14 protein-coding genes are annotated in these 15,114 nt (G+C 73.5%); 6 read left to right on the top strand and 8 right to left on the bottom strand.

Annotation, left to right across the window (positions count from 1 at the left end; translation table 11 throughout):
• Positions 1-821, top strand: an 821-nt coding sequence (locus ONA70_RS09090; RefSeq protein ID WP_265005903.1) for an acyl-CoA dehydrogenase, incomplete at its 5' end; no start/stop codon positions are given.
• 277 nt (positions 822-1,098) lie between these two features.
• Positions 1,099-1,368: a DUF6458 family protein gene (locus ONA70_RS09085; RefSeq protein WP_088969138.1), complete on the top strand. Its 270-nt coding sequence runs from the start codon at positions 1,099-1,101 to the stop codon at positions 1,366-1,368.
• An 80-nt stretch (positions 1,369-1,448) separates the two neighbouring features.
• Here ONA70_RS09085 and ONA70_RS09080 read toward each other — a convergent pair whose 3' ends face one another.
• Positions 1,449-1,988 (bottom strand): SixA phosphatase family protein, encoded by a 540-nt coding sequence (locus tag ONA70_RS09080; RefSeq protein WP_265005902.1) that lies wholly within the window; start codon positions 1,986-1,988, stop codon positions 1,449-1,451.
• Positions 1,989-2,104: 116 nt separating this feature from the next.
• On the opposite strand from ONA70_RS09080, the gene ONA70_RS09075 reads away from it, so the two are divergent.
• Positions 2,105-2,392, top strand: a complete 288-nt coding sequence (locus ONA70_RS09075; RefSeq protein WP_265005901.1) for a DUF6458 family protein — start codon at positions 2,105-2,107, stop codon at positions 2,390-2,392.
• A gap of 64 nt (positions 2,393-2,456) precedes the next feature.
• Here ONA70_RS09075 and trhA read toward each other — a convergent pair whose 3' ends face one another.
• A complete protein-coding gene (trhA, locus tag ONA70_RS09070; RefSeq protein WP_265005900.1) occupies positions 2,457-3,134 on the bottom strand; it encodes a PAQR family membrane homeostasis protein TrhA in 678 nt (225 codons plus the stop codon).
• A 107-nt stretch (positions 3,135-3,241) separates the two neighbouring features.
• Here trhA and ONA70_RS09065 point away from each other — a divergent pair, with 107 nt between their 5' ends.
• The 3 genes from ONA70_RS09065 to ONA70_RS09055 are packed head-to-tail and all read left to right on the top strand — an operon-like array spanning position 3,242 to position 5,521.
• On the top strand, positions 3,242-3,853 hold the full coding sequence (locus tag ONA70_RS09065) for a 5-oxoprolinase subunit B family protein (RefSeq protein WP_265005899.1): 612 nt from the start codon (positions 3,242-3,244) through the stop codon (positions 3,851-3,853).
• A complete protein-coding gene (locus ONA70_RS09060) occupies positions 3,850-4,788 on the top strand; it encodes a 5-oxoprolinase subunit C family protein (protein ID WP_265005898.1) in 939 nt (312 codons plus the stop codon). The genes ONA70_RS09065 and ONA70_RS09060 overlap by 4 nt, the downstream gene beginning before the upstream one ends.
• Positions 4,772-5,521 (top strand): LamB/YcsF family protein, encoded by a 750-nt coding sequence (locus ONA70_RS09055; RefSeq protein ID WP_265005897.1) that lies wholly within the window; start codon positions 4,772-4,774, stop codon positions 5,519-5,521. Before ONA70_RS09060 ends, ONA70_RS09055 begins: the two co-directional genes overlap by 17 nt.
• Positions 5,522-5,585: 64 nt before the next feature.
• Here ONA70_RS09055 and ONA70_RS09050 read toward each other — a convergent pair whose 3' ends face one another.
• From ONA70_RS09050 to pdhA, 6 genes are all read right to left on the bottom strand, one after another.
• Complete coding sequence (locus tag ONA70_RS09050) at positions 5,586-7,421, bottom strand: NHL domain-containing thioredoxin family protein (RefSeq protein WP_265005896.1); 1,836 nt, start codon at positions 7,419-7,421, stop codon at positions 5,586-5,588.
• A 146-nt stretch (positions 7,422-7,567) separates the two neighbouring features.
• Entirely contained in the window at positions 7,568-10,372 is a 2,805-nt protein-coding gene (locus ONA70_RS09045; RefSeq protein WP_265005895.1) for an LppU/SCO3897 family protein, read from the bottom strand.
• A 348-nt stretch (positions 10,373-10,720) separates the two neighbouring features.
• The gene (locus ONA70_RS09040) at positions 10,721-10,858 is read right to left on the bottom strand and encodes a hypothetical protein (protein ID WP_199737156.1); all 138 of its coding nucleotides are present in this window, start codon (positions 10,856-10,858) and stop codon (positions 10,721-10,723) included.
• Positions 10,859-11,083: 225 nt separating this feature from the next.
• On the bottom strand, positions 11,084-12,529 hold the full coding sequence (locus tag ONA70_RS09035; RefSeq protein WP_265005906.1) for a dihydrolipoamide acetyltransferase family protein: 1,446 nt from the start codon (positions 12,527-12,529) through the stop codon (positions 11,084-11,086).
• Between the two features lie 5 nt (positions 12,530-12,534).
• On the bottom strand, positions 12,535-13,524 hold the full coding sequence (locus ONA70_RS09030; RefSeq protein ID WP_265005894.1) for an alpha-ketoacid dehydrogenase subunit beta: 990 nt from the start codon (positions 13,522-13,524) through the stop codon (positions 12,535-12,537).
• Entirely contained in the window at positions 13,524-14,702 is a 1,179-nt protein-coding gene (pdhA, locus tag ONA70_RS09025) for a pyruvate dehydrogenase (acetyl-transferring) E1 component subunit alpha (protein ID WP_265005893.1), read from the bottom strand. The genes ONA70_RS09030 and pdhA overlap by 1 nt, the downstream gene beginning before the upstream one ends.
• Positions 14,703-15,114: the final 412 nt, after the last annotated feature.

Genomic DNA, 15,114 nt, shown 5'->3' with positions numbered 1-15,114 from the left:
TGACCATCACCCACCACCCGGACGTGCGCCGTTCGCTGCTCATGCAGAAGTCGTACGCCGAGGGCCTGCGGGCGCTGGTCTGCTACACCGCCAGTTGGCAGGACAAGGTCGCCGTCGCCGAGGCGGCCGGCGACGAGAAGGCCACCAAGCTGGCCAAGCGGGTGAACGATCTGCTCCTTCCGCTGGTCAAGGGCGTCGGCTCGGAGCGGGCGTACGAGCTGCTCGGCCACGAGTCGCTGCAGACCTTCGGCGGCTCCGGATTCCTCCAGGACTATCCCGTCGAGCAGTACGTCCGGGACGCCAAGATCGACACCCTGTACGAGGGCACCACGGCGATCCAGAGCTTGGACCTGATCTTCCGGAAGATCGTCCGGGACAACGGCAAGGCCCTGATGGCGGTCGCCGGCGAGATCCAGGAGTTCATCACCTCCGAGGCCGGCAACGGCCAGCTCAAGGAGGAGCGGCAGGCGCTCGGCAAGGCGCTGGCCGAGATCCAGAACATCCTCGGCGTGCTGACCGGCTGGCTGGGCGAGGCCCAGGCCGGCGACGCCCGCGCCCTCTACAAGGTAGGCCTGAGCAGCCGGCGGTTCCTGCTGGCGGTCGGTGACCTGGTGGTCGGCTGGCTGCTGCAGAAGCAGGCGGACGTGGCGCTGAAGGCCCTGGCAGGCGAGGTCTCCACCGCCGACAAGGCGTTCTACACCGGCAAGGTGGCCGCGGCCCGGTTCTTCGCCCGCGAGGTGCTGCCGCGGATCGGCGCCGACCGACGGATCATCGAGGGCGCCGACGTCGAGATCATGGACCTTCCGGAGGAGGCCTTCTGACCTCTTGTGGGGTGATCCGACCGGTTCGAGACTGACCGGGAGCGGCCGGCGAGCAACAACTCGCCGGCCGCTCCGTCGTTACCCCGGACCGCGTACCGTGCGTGGGTTGCGGCAGGTGGCGGTGCCCCGGCGGTCCGATAGCGCAATGTGCCGCAACTGGGGGTGGAGTCCGGGGAATTGGCGGGACGGGCCGGGTAGGTCGGCGGCGTGACGGGTAACCGTCGCGGACCACGACAGGGCACGCCCAACGGCCAACGCACGAGGGAGTGCAGCGCACATGGGCATTGGCAGCGCCATCTTTCTCATCGCGCTCGGCGCGATCATGACCTTTGCGATCCGGGCCAACGTCTGGTGGATCGACCTGCGCGCGGTCGGCTGGGTGTTCATCCTGGCCGGGCTGGCCGTCCTGCTCACCACGCTCTGGTTCTGGCAGGACCGGCGCAAGCGGGCACGTACGCTGATCGTGGAGGAGAACCGGCTCTCCCACCCGACCGCGATGATGCCCCCACCGCCCGACCCGCCGCCGCCCACCGCCCCGCCGTCCTGACGGCGGGGTGACCGAGACGGCGTGTCAAAAAGGGGCCCCTCCGCTACCGCAGGCGTTAACCGGGGGCCCCTCCTTGTACCTCAGCCCCGCGCGGTGTGCCGGGCGGTGATCGGAGCTCCGCCGGGGGCCAGCGCCGCCCACCGGGTGGTCGGGCGGTGCACCACCAGGTCGGTGGTCCGCAGTCCGTCCGGATCCGCCCGCTGCGGATCCAACAGCGCCGAGAGCAGCGAGATGCCCGGATTGTGGGCGACCAGCAGTACCGTGCCGGTGTCCGGCGCGACCGCCCGGACCAGCTTCAGCAACTCCTCCGGCTGCGCCTCGTACGCGGTCGGCTCGTAGCGCACCACCGGTGTCGGCCCCGTCGGTCCCCCCTCCGGCGGGGATCCCGTCATGCCCATCGCCAGCCCGTGCCAGGTCTGCCGCGCGCGGCGCGCGGTGGAGCAGAGCACCACGTCCGGAAGGAGGGCGTGCCGGGCCAGCCACGCGCCGGCCGCGGCGGCATCGGCGCGCCCCCGGGCGGTCAACGGGCGCTCGGCGTCCGGGCCCTCGCCCCGGAGCTGTTCGGTCTTGGCGTGCCGAAGCAGCACCAGCGTCCGCTCCTGGTTCCTGCCGTCCGTCATGCCGACAGCTTGCCTGATTGGCGATCCGAGCGCCTGGGTAAGTCGATGGATGCCGCTACCTCAGCCATGGCCGTGGCGGGTAGGAAACGCCAGCAGAACGCCAAGGAGGCGACGTCATGGGCATCGGTGCCAGTATTTTCCTGATCGCGCTGGGCGCGATCTTCGCGTTCGCCATCGACGCCAACCTGGGTTGGCTCGACCTCAACGTCGTGGGCTGGGTGCTCATGCTCGTCGGCGTCGTCGGACTGTTCCTCACCATGTACTTCTGGAACAGCCGTCGCCGTACGGTCGTCGCGACCCCGGTGCGCGAGCGGGTCGTCACCCAGCCGACGGTGCCGGTGCAGGACGACCGGGTCGTGCGCGAGGAGTACCGCGAGGTGCGCCGTCCGGGTTACCCGGCCTGATCCACCCCGAACCGACGTCGAGGGCCCCGCAACGGCGCGGGGCCCTCGAACGCGTTCCCGCCGGTCAGGCGAAGAGTGCGAAGTAGATCGCGATGTGGTGACAGATCGCCGCGAGCAGGGTGCAGGCGTGGAAGAACTCGTGGTGCCCGAAGACGTTCGGCCACGGGTTCGGCTTGCGCAGCGCGTAGAAGACCGCGCCGACGCTGTAGATGGCACCGCCGACGATCAGCAGCACCAGGGCGGTGACCCCGCCGGCGTGCAGGATCTGGGGCAGCATCGCCACCGCCACCCAGCCGAGCGCCAGGTACAGCGGTGCGGAGACCCAGCGCGGCGCATGCGGCCAGATCAGCTTCAGCGCCACCCCGGCCAGCGCCCCGCCCCAGACCAGGCCGAGCATCAGTTCGGCCGGCCGGGCCTCGAGCAGCAGCGCGCAGAACGGTGTGTACGTGCCGGCGATGAACACGAAGATCATCGAATGGTCCATCCGGCGCATGATCTGGTAGCCCCGCTCGGACCAGACCCGCCGGTGGTAGAGGGCGCTGGTGCCGAAGAGACCGCACACGGTCAGGCTGTAGATCAGGCAGCTGACCAGGGGCGCCCAGCCGGGGCGGGCGGCCGCGATCGAGCAGAGCACGATGCCGCAGACGAGCGCGACGAAGAAGGCGTAGGCGTGCAGCCAGCCGCGCATCCGGGGTTTACCGATGTCGACCGGCTTCAGCCGAAGCGGAGCGGAGGTGGTCACGCCAATAGGTTACGGCACCGTAGGTTACTTACAGGTAGTGCGCAGTGTCACGCCCACCGACCGGTCGAACGACCCTGGCCGGCGCCTCGATCCGCCACTATGGCGGGATGCGGATCCGACCCGTCGGCGCGCACGCCCTGCTGCTCGACTGCGACGACCCCGATCAGGTCCAGGCCTGGCGTGCCGAACTCTGGCGCCGCCGGGACGCCGGCGAGCTGAGCGCCGTCGAGATCGTCCCGGCCGCGGCCACCGTGCTGCTCGACGGCGTACCGGACCCGCAGGCGGCCGCGGCCCGGATCGTCGGCTGGACCCCGCGAAGCGGCACCGACCCGGCCGCCACCGCCGAGGTCGAGGTGCCCACCGTGTACGACGGGGACGACCTGCCCGCCGTCGCCGGGCACTGGGGTGTCGACGTGCCGGCGGTGGTCGACCGGCTGCGGCGCACCGAGTTCCGGGTGGCGTTCTGCGGGTTCGCGCCCGGGTTCGCGTACCTGACCGGGCTGCCCGCCGAGCTGGCGGTCCCCCGGCTCGCCACCCCGCGTACCCGGGTGCCGGCCGGGTCGGTCGCCCTGGCCGGCCCGTACGCCGGGATCTACCCGAGCGCCTCGCCCGGCGGCTGGCTGTTGGTCGGGCGCACCGACCTGGTCCTCTTCGACGTGCACGCCGACCCGCCGGCCCGGCTGGCCCCCGGCACCCGGGTCCGGCTGGTGACCCCATGATCGAGGTGGTCCGGGCCGGTGCCCTCACCACCGTGCAGGACCAGGGCCGACCCGGGTACGCCCACCTCGGCGTCCCCCGCTCCGGCGCGCTCGATCCGGCCGCGCTGCGCCTGGCCAACCGGCTCGTCGGCAACCCGGAGACCGCCGCCGGCCTGGAGATCACCCTGACCGGCTGCGACCTGCGCTTCCCCCGGTCCGTCACGGTGGCGCTCACCGGCGCCGAGGTGGACGTCCGGATCGAGCGGCCGCCGGTCGCCCACGCCAACACCATCGACCCGCCGATCGACCCGCCGATCGACCCGGCACCGCCCAGCGGCGGCCGGCCGGTCGAGCACCGGCCGGGGGACGTGGGGCGACCGCTCTCCCTGCCGGCTGGGGCGGTGCTGCGGATCGGGCCGGCCAGCGCCGGGCTGCGGAACTGGCTGGCGGTGTCCGGCGGGATCGCGGTCGAGCCGGTGCTCGGCAGCCGTGCCACCGACACCCTCGCCGGCCTCGGGCCGCCCCCGCTCCGCGACGGCGACCGGCTGCCGCTCGGCGTACCCGTCGGCCACCCCGCCCCGGTGGACCTCACCGTCACCCCGCCCGTCCCCGCCGAGCTGCGGCTGGCCCTCCGGCTCGGCCCCCGGCACGACTGGTTCGGCGACACCGCCCTCGACCTGATGCTCCACACCCCGTACGCGATCAGCCCGCTGAGCAACCGGGTAGGCGCGCGACTGGTCGGCGCGGCCCTGCCCCGCGCGGTGGCCAGTGAGCTGCCCAGCGAGGGCCTCGTCCTCGGTGCGGTGCAGGTGCCGCCGGACGGCCAACCGTTGATCTTCCTGGCCGACCATCCGACCACCGGCGGATACCCCGTCATCGGCGTGGTGGACGACGTGACCCCGCTCGCGCAGGCCCGGCCAGGGACTACGGTGACGTTCCATGGACCTCAACGCTGACCTCGGCGAGGGATTCGGCATCTGGCGGCTCGGCGACGACGAGGCGCTGCTGGAGCTGGTCACCTCCGCCAACGTCGCCTGCGGTTTCCACGGCGGCGACCCGTCCACCATGCACCGGGTATGCGCGGCGGCCGCCGGGCGGGGGGTCGCCGTCGGCGCCCAGGTCGGCTACCGGGACCTCGCCGGCTTCGGCCGGCGGCACATCGCGTACGACTTCGCCGAGCTCCGCGACGAGACGATCTACCAGATCGGTGCGCTCGACGCGTTCTGCCGGCTGTTCCGCACCCGGGTCCGCTACGTCAAGCCGCACGGCGCGCTCTACCACGCCGCCGCCTGCGACGAGGCCCAGGCCGCCGCGCTGGTCGCCGCCGTCAGCGGCTACGACCACGAGCTGCCGCTGCTCTGCCCGCCCGGTTCGGTGCTCGCCCAGCTGGCCGTCGGCGCCGGACTGCGGGTGGTGGCCGAGGGCTTCGCCGACCGGAACTACCTGCCCAACGGGCAGCTGGTGCCGCGTACCGCCGGCAACGCGCTGGTCCCCGACCCGGACGAGGTGGCCAACCGGGCCGTGCGGATGGCCACCGAGCGGACCGTCGTTGCGGTCGACGGCAGCGTCGTCCCGTGCCAGGTCGAGTCGATCTGCCTGCACGGCGACAGCCCCGGCGCGGTACGCGCCGCCGAGCTGGTCCGGGCCGCCCTCATCGACGCCGGCGTGAGCCTGACTCCGTTCGGCTGAAAGGAGGGGCCCCTTCTTAACGCCTGCGGTAGAGGAAGGGCCCCCTTTTAACACCTGGGTGCGCTCAGCCCTCGTCCATGCCGCGGAGGATCAGGGGGAGGCGGGTGGCGCCGCCGGAGACCACGCGGATCGGGACGCCCCAGTCCTGCCTGGTCAGGTGGCAGGCGGCGTGTTCGACGTCGGCGTCGCAGGTGGCCGCCTGGGCGGTCACCTGAAGCACGCCCTGCGGCACCGTGCCGTCGATCACCAGGCGGCGGGACAGGTCGGTGGTCGTCCCCGCCCCCTCGACCAGCAGCTCCGGCGGGGAGGCCGAGACCACCAGCCGGGTCGACGGCCCGTACGTCTCGTCCAGCTTCTGGCCCGGCGCGGGCGTGAAGATCACGTCCAGGGTCAGCTCGCCCGCCGCCACGTCGGTCGGCTTCCGTTCCAGCTTGTGCCGGGGGCCGTCCACGGTGCGCGCGCCGGCCGCGGTGAGCGCGCCCGGGGCCAGCCGGGTGAGCCGGTGCGCGGCCGATTCGACCACCAGCACCTCGCCCTCGGCGGTGAGCACCAGGTCGCTCGGCTCGGCCAACCCGTCCGCCACCGTGCCGACCTGGTCGCTCGCCGGGTCGAAGCGGCGCACCGCGCCGTTGTACGTGTCGGCGATCAGCACCGAACCGTCGGGCAGCGCGCACACCCCCAGCGGATGCTGCAACAGCGCCCGCTCGGCGGGCCCGTCCACGTGCCCGAAGTCGAAGAGGCCCTGGCCCACCGCCGTGTGCATCGCCCCGTCCTCGACGTACCGCAGGGCGCTGGTCTCGCTGTCAGCGATCCAGAGCCGGCTGCCGTCGGCCGAGACGGAGAGGCCGGAGGGCTGGGCCATCCAGACGTCCGGCAGCGGCCCGTCGCGCAGCGCCTCGACCGTGGTCCCGGCGTACACGCCGGCGGTCCGCTTGATCGGGTCGAACCACCAGAGCTGGTGGATGCCCGCCATGGCGACCACGACTCTGTCGTCGTACCAGGCGACGTCCCAGGGGGAGGAGAGGTCGGCGGAGGTCGCGTCGTGCGCGTGGTCGTCGACCGTCGACCGCCACTGCCGGCCGGTGCCGGCGACCGTGACCACCTCGCCGGTGTCGAGCCGCACGCCGCGCAGCAGGTGGTTGACCGTGTCCGCGACCACCACGTCGTACCCGGCGACCTCGGCCACGTGCGCGGGGAGCAGGCAGAGCCCCTGGGGTTCGGAGAAGGCGGCGCTTTCGGCCGGGCCGTCGGCGTGGCCCCGGGTGCCCGACCCGATCCGCCGGACCACCTTCTCGCCGTCCGGAGCCAGCTCGACCAGGGAGTGCCGGGCCGAGTCGGAGACCAGCAGGTGCCCACCGTCGAGCACCACGGCCTTGCCGGGGAAACGCAGCGCGGTCTCCGGCTCGGCGGGCGGGACGTACGGGCCCTCGCCCCGGTGCAGGGTGCCCTTCGCCTCGTGCGTGGCGATCAGCTCGTCGATCAGCTTGGCCAGCCCTTCGGCGTGCCCCTCGCCGGCCATGGTGGCGACCACGTAGCCCTCGGGGTCGACCACCGCCAGGGTCGGCCAGGCCTTCGCCGCGTACTGCTGCCACATGTCCAGCTCGGGGTCGTCGAGCACCGGGTGGTGCACCCCGTACCGCTCGACGGCCGCCGCCAGGGCGTCCGCGTCCTTCTCGTGCTCGAACTTGGGCGAGTGCACGCCGATCACGACCAGCACGTCCCCGTAGCGCTCTTCCAGGGGGCGTAGCTCGTCGAGCACGTGCAGGCAGTTGATGCAGCAGAAGGTCCAGAAGTCCAGCAGGACGATCTTGCCGCGCAGATCGGCCAGGGTGACCGCCCTGCCGCCGGTGTTCAGCCAGGCCCGACCCCGCAGTTCAGGGGCGCGTACGCGTGCGCTCATGACCCCATCGTGCCGCACCCCGGCGGCCGACTACCCGGGACGGGGCGATGGAGAGGCGTACGCGACACAAGCAGATACACGGAAAGAGTGGCTGTCCAGCGCTGGACAGCCACTCTTTCGTGGCAGAAGCCCCTCGGCCGGGGCGGTTACTTGCCGGCCGGCTTGAGGCAGAGCACCGGGTTCGACTCGTTCTTGAGCGTCACGGTGGGCTGCGTCGGGTCGGCGCACTTGTCCTTGTTGTCCACCCTCGACACGACCGTGAACGCGCCCGGCTCGCCGCAGTCGGCGGGCGCCGCGGTCTCGCCGGACTGCTTGATGCAGGAGCCGACGGCCGGGTTGAACGGCTGCGGCTTGCCGTCGTCGCCGCCGAGCTTGCCGAGCAGGGCGAGCAGGCCGAGCGGGATGGCGAGGATCGCCACCGCCGCGACCAGCACCGCGGCCAGCACCCGGCCGTTGCGCACCTTGGGGGTGGGCGCCTCGGTCTTCGGCTCCGCCTCCGGCTTGAACGCGTCGAAGCGGCCCTGGTCCGGGTCGCCGCCCGGACCCTGCTGCCACGGCGGCGGGGCCTGCTGGGGCGGCGGCGGGAACGCGGGCGGGAAGCCACCCGGTCCCGGCTCACCCGGCCCCTGACGAGGTCCGGCGACGGCGGCGCGACCGCCGGGCGGTCCGCCGAACGGGTCGTGCTGCGCGCCCGGTCCGCCGAACGGGTCGTGCTGCGCGCCCGGTCCGCCGAACGGGTCGGGGTGCCCGCCGGGTCCGCCGAACGGGTCGGGGTGCCCGCCGGGTCCGCCGAACGGGTCGTGCTGCCCGCCGGGTCCGCCGAACGGGTCGTGCTGCCCGCCGGGTCCGCCGAACTGGTCGTGCTGCGTACCCGCTCCGGCGAATGGTCCGGGGCCGCCGAACGGGTCGCGCTGGCCGCCGGGGCCGCCGAAGGGGTCACCGGGGGCGCCGAACGGGTCGCCGGCAGGCTCGTCACTGTGCGGGTGCACCCCGTTGGCCGGGCGGTTGTTGCCGACCGGGTCCATGAAGGACGGCACGCCGGGCGGGAAGGGCGGCGGACCGGCGGGCGACGACGGCGGGGCCGACGGCACCGGGGGGACCTCAGCGAAGCCGTTCGGTCGCTCCGGCTCGTCCATCCGGGAGTACGGGCCGTGCTCGTCGAAGCGCGGCCCCTGCTCCGGGAAGCCGTTCGGGGCGTCCTGCCCCGGGCCCTCCTCGGCCTCGGGGCGGATCGGGCGGCCGTACACGCGGGGCTGCGGGGCCGGCGCGCCGGTCTCGTGCAGCGGCTGATCAAGCGGCGGCGCCGCCCGGCTGGCCATCGGCACCGACGCGCTGGCCGAGACGGCTCCGGACTCCGGGGAAATACGCGGCGCGGGCACCGCCGGCCCGGCCGGCGACTGCGGCTCCTCGTGGGACGGCCCGGGCGCTCCCCAGGCGGCCCGCTCCGGCTCGTACCCCTGCGGGTCGGCCGACTCGGCGGCCGGGCCGAACTGGCCCGACGGCGCGTAGTCGGCGGGCGGTGAGGCGGCCAGGGCGGCCCCCGGTACCCGGTGCTCCTGCGGCGGCAGCGGTACGGCGTTCGCCGGCGAGATGCCGGGGCCCGGAGCCGCCTGGTAGAGCGGTGCCTCCTCGGCGCGGTTCGGCTCCCAGCCGTTCGACGGCGACTCGGCCGGCTCGGTCTCGGCGGCCTGGCCCCACGCCGCGCCGGGCGCCCACGGCTCGGCATCGGGGATGGCCTGGCGCTGCGGCGTCCATTGGGCCGGGTTGTCCTGATTGCCGCCCCAGGCGGGCGGGGTGTCCGGGGCGGGCACGGCGGCGCTGGCCCGGGCCGATGCCGCCGGCCCGTCGCCAGAGGTCGGGGCGCCGGCCCAGCCGGGCTGCGCCGGCTCGTCCTGCGGGCCAGCCGCGGCCTCACCCCACGCGGGGCGCTGCTCGTCCGAGGTGCCCCAGGCGGGCTGCGAGGCGTCGGCGGCCCGGCCAGCGGCCCAGCCGCCGGAGCCATCCGGGTCCTCGTCCCGCGGGCCGGCCGGGTCGGCCTCCCAACCACCGGAGCGGGCGGAGCCGTCGTGCGCACCGGCGTCCCAGCCACCCGACCGGGCGGGGTCGTCCGGCGTGGTCCAGGCGTTGTCGCCCTGTCCCGGTACGGGCACCTTGGCGGCCGCGCGGTCGGTCGGCTCGGCCGGCGCGGCGCCCCAGGCCGGCTGCTCGTCCTGCTGCGAGGCACTCCAGCCGCCGGACCGGTTCGGGTCGTCGTGCTGCTGGGCGGCGGCCCCCATGGACCAACCGCCCGAGCGGTCGGGCGGCGGCGCGGCGGCCGGCCAGTCCCCGGCGTGGCCCGGGTTGTCGTCCTGCTGTGGATCTGGGGCGTTCCAGCCGCCGGAGCGGCTCGGGTCGTCCTGCTGATGCCCGGCGGGGGTGGCCCACGCCTCGTGCGGCGTGGTGGCGGGGGCGGGCACCTGGGCGGAACCACGGGCGGCCGACTCGCCGGCCTGGGCCCAGGCGGGCTGCTCGCCCTGCGGGGCCGGGGCGGCGGCCCAGGCTGGCGCGTCCTGCGCGGCCGGGGCGCCCCAGGCGGGGGGTGCCGACTCGCCGGACGGGGCTGCCGGGGTGGCCCAGGCCGGGGGGTTCTGCTCGGGTGCGGCCCAGGCGGGCTGGGCGGCACCGCCCCACGCGCCCGGCTCGGCGGACGCCGGTACCTGGGCGGAGCCCCGGTTGGTGGGCTGCCCGCCCTGGGGTGCCCAGGCGGGCGGCTGGTCGTCCTGAGCCGCCCAGGCGGGGGCCGGTTGGGCGGGCCGACCAGCCGGCGGGGGCGGGGCCCAGCCGAGGTCGGGAGCGCCGGAGTACCCGTTGTCCTGCTGGGTCGGGCGGTCGCCGTACGGCGCCGGTCCGCCGGCGCCCGGCGACACCTCGCCCGGCTCCTGGCCAGGGCGGTGCGGGGCCTCGGACGTCATGGGTGCGCCTCCTCCATCACATGTCGGCCACCGATGCCGATCGGGACCGTTCGGCATGTCGCCGGCGGTGCCGGCGGGTACCGGCCGTGCGGGCTCCCCGCACCGTATCGGGTGGCCGCCTGGAGGCGCCCGGGGGAGCACCAGCCGTCACTCGCGGTCACCGGACGCTGGCGACTGGTTTTCTCTCGTCGCGATCGGTCCGGGGGTCGGCGGGTGGCGACCGAGCCCAACCGTACCGGGCGGTGCGGCGAGGTGGAATCCCGGTGTCAATCGCCGTGAAACGCCGAAGACCCGCCCGGGTGACCGGGCGGGTCTTCGAACTGGAGGAGGTGAGAAAAGTAGAGGGCGTCAGCTCATGTGACGCTGGGCGATGGCGAGGAGCTCCTCGCGGACCGCGGGGGAGTTGGCGGAACGCAGGGCGTGCTCGATGGCGCGGGCACGGCGGTTGGCGTCGCGGCGGCTACGGATTCGCTCGATCATGCTCATCTTGGGTCTCTCCTCCTGGCTATTCGGTTGTCAGCCCCTTGATGTCTTCTATTGAACCGCAGAACGCCGCCAACTTCCATCGATTATTAGGTGAGTTGAACCACGCACCTAAGGATCGTAGGTTGGATGGCTTGTCGGGCCGAAGATTTCGTCGCCCATTGGAAACGGCCGGTGTGCCGGGCGTTCACCCGTGGCACACCGGCCGTCGCCGGAGCGGTGGAATCGTCAGGTCCAGGCGAGCAGCGCCGCCTCCGGATCGGCGAGGAAGTCCCCGACGTCGCGGAGGAACTTCGAGCCCAGCTCACCGTCGATGATCCGGTGGTCGAAGGAGAGCCCCAGGGTGGTGACCAGGCGTGGCTTCACCTTGCCCTTGTGCACCCACGGCATCTCCCGGACCGCGCCGAAGGCGAGGATCGCCGACTCGCCCGGGGGCAGGATCGGCGTACCGGTGTCGACGCCGAAGACGCCGACGTTGGTGATGGTCAGCGTGCCGCCGGACATGTCGGCCGGGGAGGTCTTCCCCGCCTTGGCCGTCTGGACCAGCGCGGTCATCGCGTCCGCCAGCTCGCGCAGCGAGAGCCGGCCGGCGTCCTTGATGTTCGGCACGATCAGGCCGCGCTCGGTGGCCGCCGCGATGCCCAGGTTGACGTACTCCTTGACCACGATCTCGTCGCCGGCCCAGGTCGAGTTGACCATCGGGTGCCGCTTGACCGCGAGGAGCACCGCCTTGGCGACCAGCAGCAGCGGCGAGACGCGAACCTCACGCCACTCGCGCCGCTCGCGGAGCCGGTCCAGGGCCTTCATCGCCCGGGTCACGTCCACGGTCAGGAACTCCGTGACGTGCGGGGCGGTGAACGCCGAGCGGGACATGTTCTCGGCGGTGAGCTTGCGTACCCCCTTGACCGGGATGCGCTGCTCGCGGTCCGCGCCGAAGCTCGCGGCCGCCGTGGCCGGCGCCGTGACCGTCAGCGGCTCGGCCGCCGCCGGCGTCCCGCTCGCCGCCCGCTGTACGTCCTCCCGGGTGATCGAGCCCAGCGGGCCCGAACCGGTCAGCCCGGCGAGGTCGACGCCGAGGTCCTTGGCGAGCTTGCGGACCGGCGGCTTGGCCAGCACCGGACCGTCGGCCCGGCCGTCGCCGTTCACCGCCGGTGCGGGCGACACCGGCGCGACGGGCGCGGGAGCTGGCGTGGCCTGGGCCGGCACGGCGGCGGCCTGGGTCGGCACCACGCCCTTGCGCGGCCGGCGCTTGGCCGCGGTGGTCCGCGGGCCGTAGCCGACCAGCACGGCGGTCCGCCCGCCGGGGGCGACCCCGCCGATCAGGCCCGGCTCGACCATGCCCTCCTCGGGCGCGATCTCCACGGCGGCCAGCGAGGCGGCCGACGGGGCGGGCAGGGCGTCCGTCGCCTGCTCGATCGGGCCGGCACCCGGATCGGTGTCGATCGCGATGATCGGCGTGCCCACCTCGACGGTGGCCCCCTCCGGGTGGAAGATCGCCTGCACCTGGCCGGCCCACTTCGCCGGGATCTCGACCGCCGCCTTGGCGGTCTCCACCTCGACGATCGGCTGGTTCAGCTCGATGACGTCGCCCACCTTGACCAGCCAGGCGAGGATCTCGCCCTCGGTCAGGCCCTCACCCAGGTCGGGGAGGTTGAACTCCTTGATCCGCGACATGCCGCTCACCAGCCGAAGGTGCGGTCGACGGCGTCGAGCACCCGGTCGAGGTCGGGCAGGTACTCCTCCTCCACCCGGGCGGCCGGGTAGGGGGTGTCGAAGCCGGTCACTCGCAGCACCGGGGACTCCAGGGAGTAGAAGCACTCCTCGGTGATCCGGGCCGCGATCTCCGAGCCGAGGCCCAGGTTGCCCGGGGCCTCGTGGACGACCACGCAACGGCCGGTGCGCCGCACCGACTCGTACGCGGCGGTCAGGTCCAGTGGGGAGAGCGAGCGCAGGTCGATGACCTCCAGCTCCCGGCCGTCCTCGGCGGCGGCGGTGGCGGCGTCCAGCGCGGTGCGCACCATCGGGCCGTACGCCAGCACGGTGGCGTCGGTGCCCGGCCGGGCGATCCGCGAGGAGTGCAGCGGGTACGCGTCGACGAGCGGGCCGTCCAGCTCGACCGGACCCTTCTCCCAGTAGCGCCGCTTCGGCTCCAGGAACACGATCGGGTCGTCCGAGGCGATCGCCTGCTGGATCATGGTGTACCCGTCCTGCGGGTTCGCGCAGGTCACCACCTTGAGGCCGGCGGTGTGCGCGAAGTACGCCTCGGGCGACTCGGAGTGGTGCTCCACCGCGCCGATGCCGCCGCCGTACGGGATTCGGATGACCATCGGGATCCGGACCTTGCCCTGCGAGCGGTAGTGCATCTTCGCCACCTGCGACACGATCTGGTCGTACGCGGGGTAGACGAAGCCGTCGAACTGGATCTCGCAGACCGGCCGGAAGCCGCGGATGGCCAGGCCGACCGCGGTGCCGATGATGCCGGACTCGGCGAGCGGGGTGTCGATCACCCGCTGGTCGCCGAAGTCCTTCTGCAGGCCGTCGGTGATCCGGAAGACGCCGCCGAGCTTGCCGACGTCCTCGCCCATGATGACGACCTTGGGGTCGTTCTCCAGGGCCTTGCGCAGACCGGTGTTGAGGGCCTTGCCGAGGGTGAGCGTCTCCGTGGCCATCAGTGCGCGCTCCCCTCGAACGACTCCAGGTACTTGCTGAACTGGGTCCGCTGCTCGTCGAGCTCGGGGGACCCGTTGGGGTAGACGTGGTCGAACATGGTCACCGGCTCCGGGTCGGGCATGGCGAGCACCCGCTCGCGCAGGTGCACCGACTCGGCCCGGGCCTGCTCGTCGACCTCGGCGAAGAACGACTCGTCGACGATCTGCTGCTTGGTCAGGAAGGCCTTCATCCGGGCGATCGGGTCCTTGGCCTGCCAGGCCTCGACCTCGCTGGCGATGCGGTAGCGGGTCGGGTCGTCGGAGGTGGTGTGCGCCCCCATCCGGTAGGTGTACGCCTCGATCAGGCTCGGGCCCTGGCCGTGCCGCGCGTTGTCCAGCGCGTGCCGGGTCACCGCGTACGAGGCGAGTACGTCGTTGCCGTCCACCCGGACGCCGGGGAAGCCGAAGCCGCCCGCCCGCCGGTACAGCGGGACGCGGGTCTGCCGCTCCAGCGGCTCCGAGATGGCGTACTGGTTGTTCTGGCAGAAGAAGACCAGGGGGGCGTTGAAGACACTGGCCCAGACGAAGGACTCGTTGACGTCACCCTGGCTGGTGGCGCCGTCACCGAAGTAGGCGATCACCGCCTCGCCGTCGTCGCCGCCGGTCTTGCCGTCCATCGCGACGCCCATAGCGTACCCGGTCGCGTGCAGGGTCTGCGCCCCGATCACGATCGTGTACATGTTGAACTTGAACTCGTTCGGGTCCCAGCCGCCCTGGTCGACGCCGCGGAACAGGCCGAGCGGCATGATCGGGTCGATGCCCCGGCAGTAGAGGACGCCGTGCTCCCGGTAGGTCGGGAAGGCCATGTCCTGCGGGCGCAGCGCCCGGCCGGAGCCGACCTGCGCCGCCTCCTGCCCCAGCAGGCTGGCCCAGAGGCCCAGCTCACCCTGGCGCTGCAGCGCCGTGGCCTCGGCGTCGAGCTTGCGCACCAGCACGAGGTCGCGGTAGAGCCCGCGGTACTCCTCGTCGGTGAAGTCCACGCGGTACTCGGTCCCGTCCGGGCCGAGCGCGCTCTCGATCCGCTCGCCCTCGGGTGTGAGCAACTGTACGAGTTCCGGCTCGCCGGCTGCGGCGGCACGCTTGGAACGGGGTGCGGCCCGCCTACTGCGGGCGGCGGCCCCGGGGTCGCCCTTTGCCATCGGTCTCTCCCTGTCTGGTCTGCGCCGGCGCCGGGGGGTGACCCGTGCCGCGCACATCATGCGCCCGATCCGGCTGGTGCCGGGTCGGTCCCTGGCGGCCGCGCCTAGCCCCGGTGAGGGTTGCCGCGCGGCGTGAGCCGGATCATTGGGGGGACCCGGCCCGGGAGCGCCGGCGCCGTTCCGCACCCAGCCGCGGGGTACGCGGAGGTAGCGGCTGCACTGCCGTCGTGCCTGAATGATTGCAGAGGAGGTGAGCGGTCCCACAGTATGGCCTCCCCTGCCGGTGACGTTCGGTCTGGTTCACGACGGATGGGGGTTTTGTCGGCTCAAGGCACGCACATCGACGGACAAAACGTGTGTCGACACGCTGTGGTGGCTGGTGAACTGAGGGTCACTGGTCCAAGCTGACTGA

It is taken from the genome of Micromonospora yasonensis (assembly GCF_026013475.1).
Lineage (GTDB): Bacteria > Actinomycetota > Actinomycetes > Mycobacteriales > Micromonosporaceae > Micromonospora > Micromonospora yasonensis.
The sequence above is the reverse complement of the archived record's forward strand: the minus strand, read 5'-3'. Positions and strand labels throughout refer to the sequence as shown.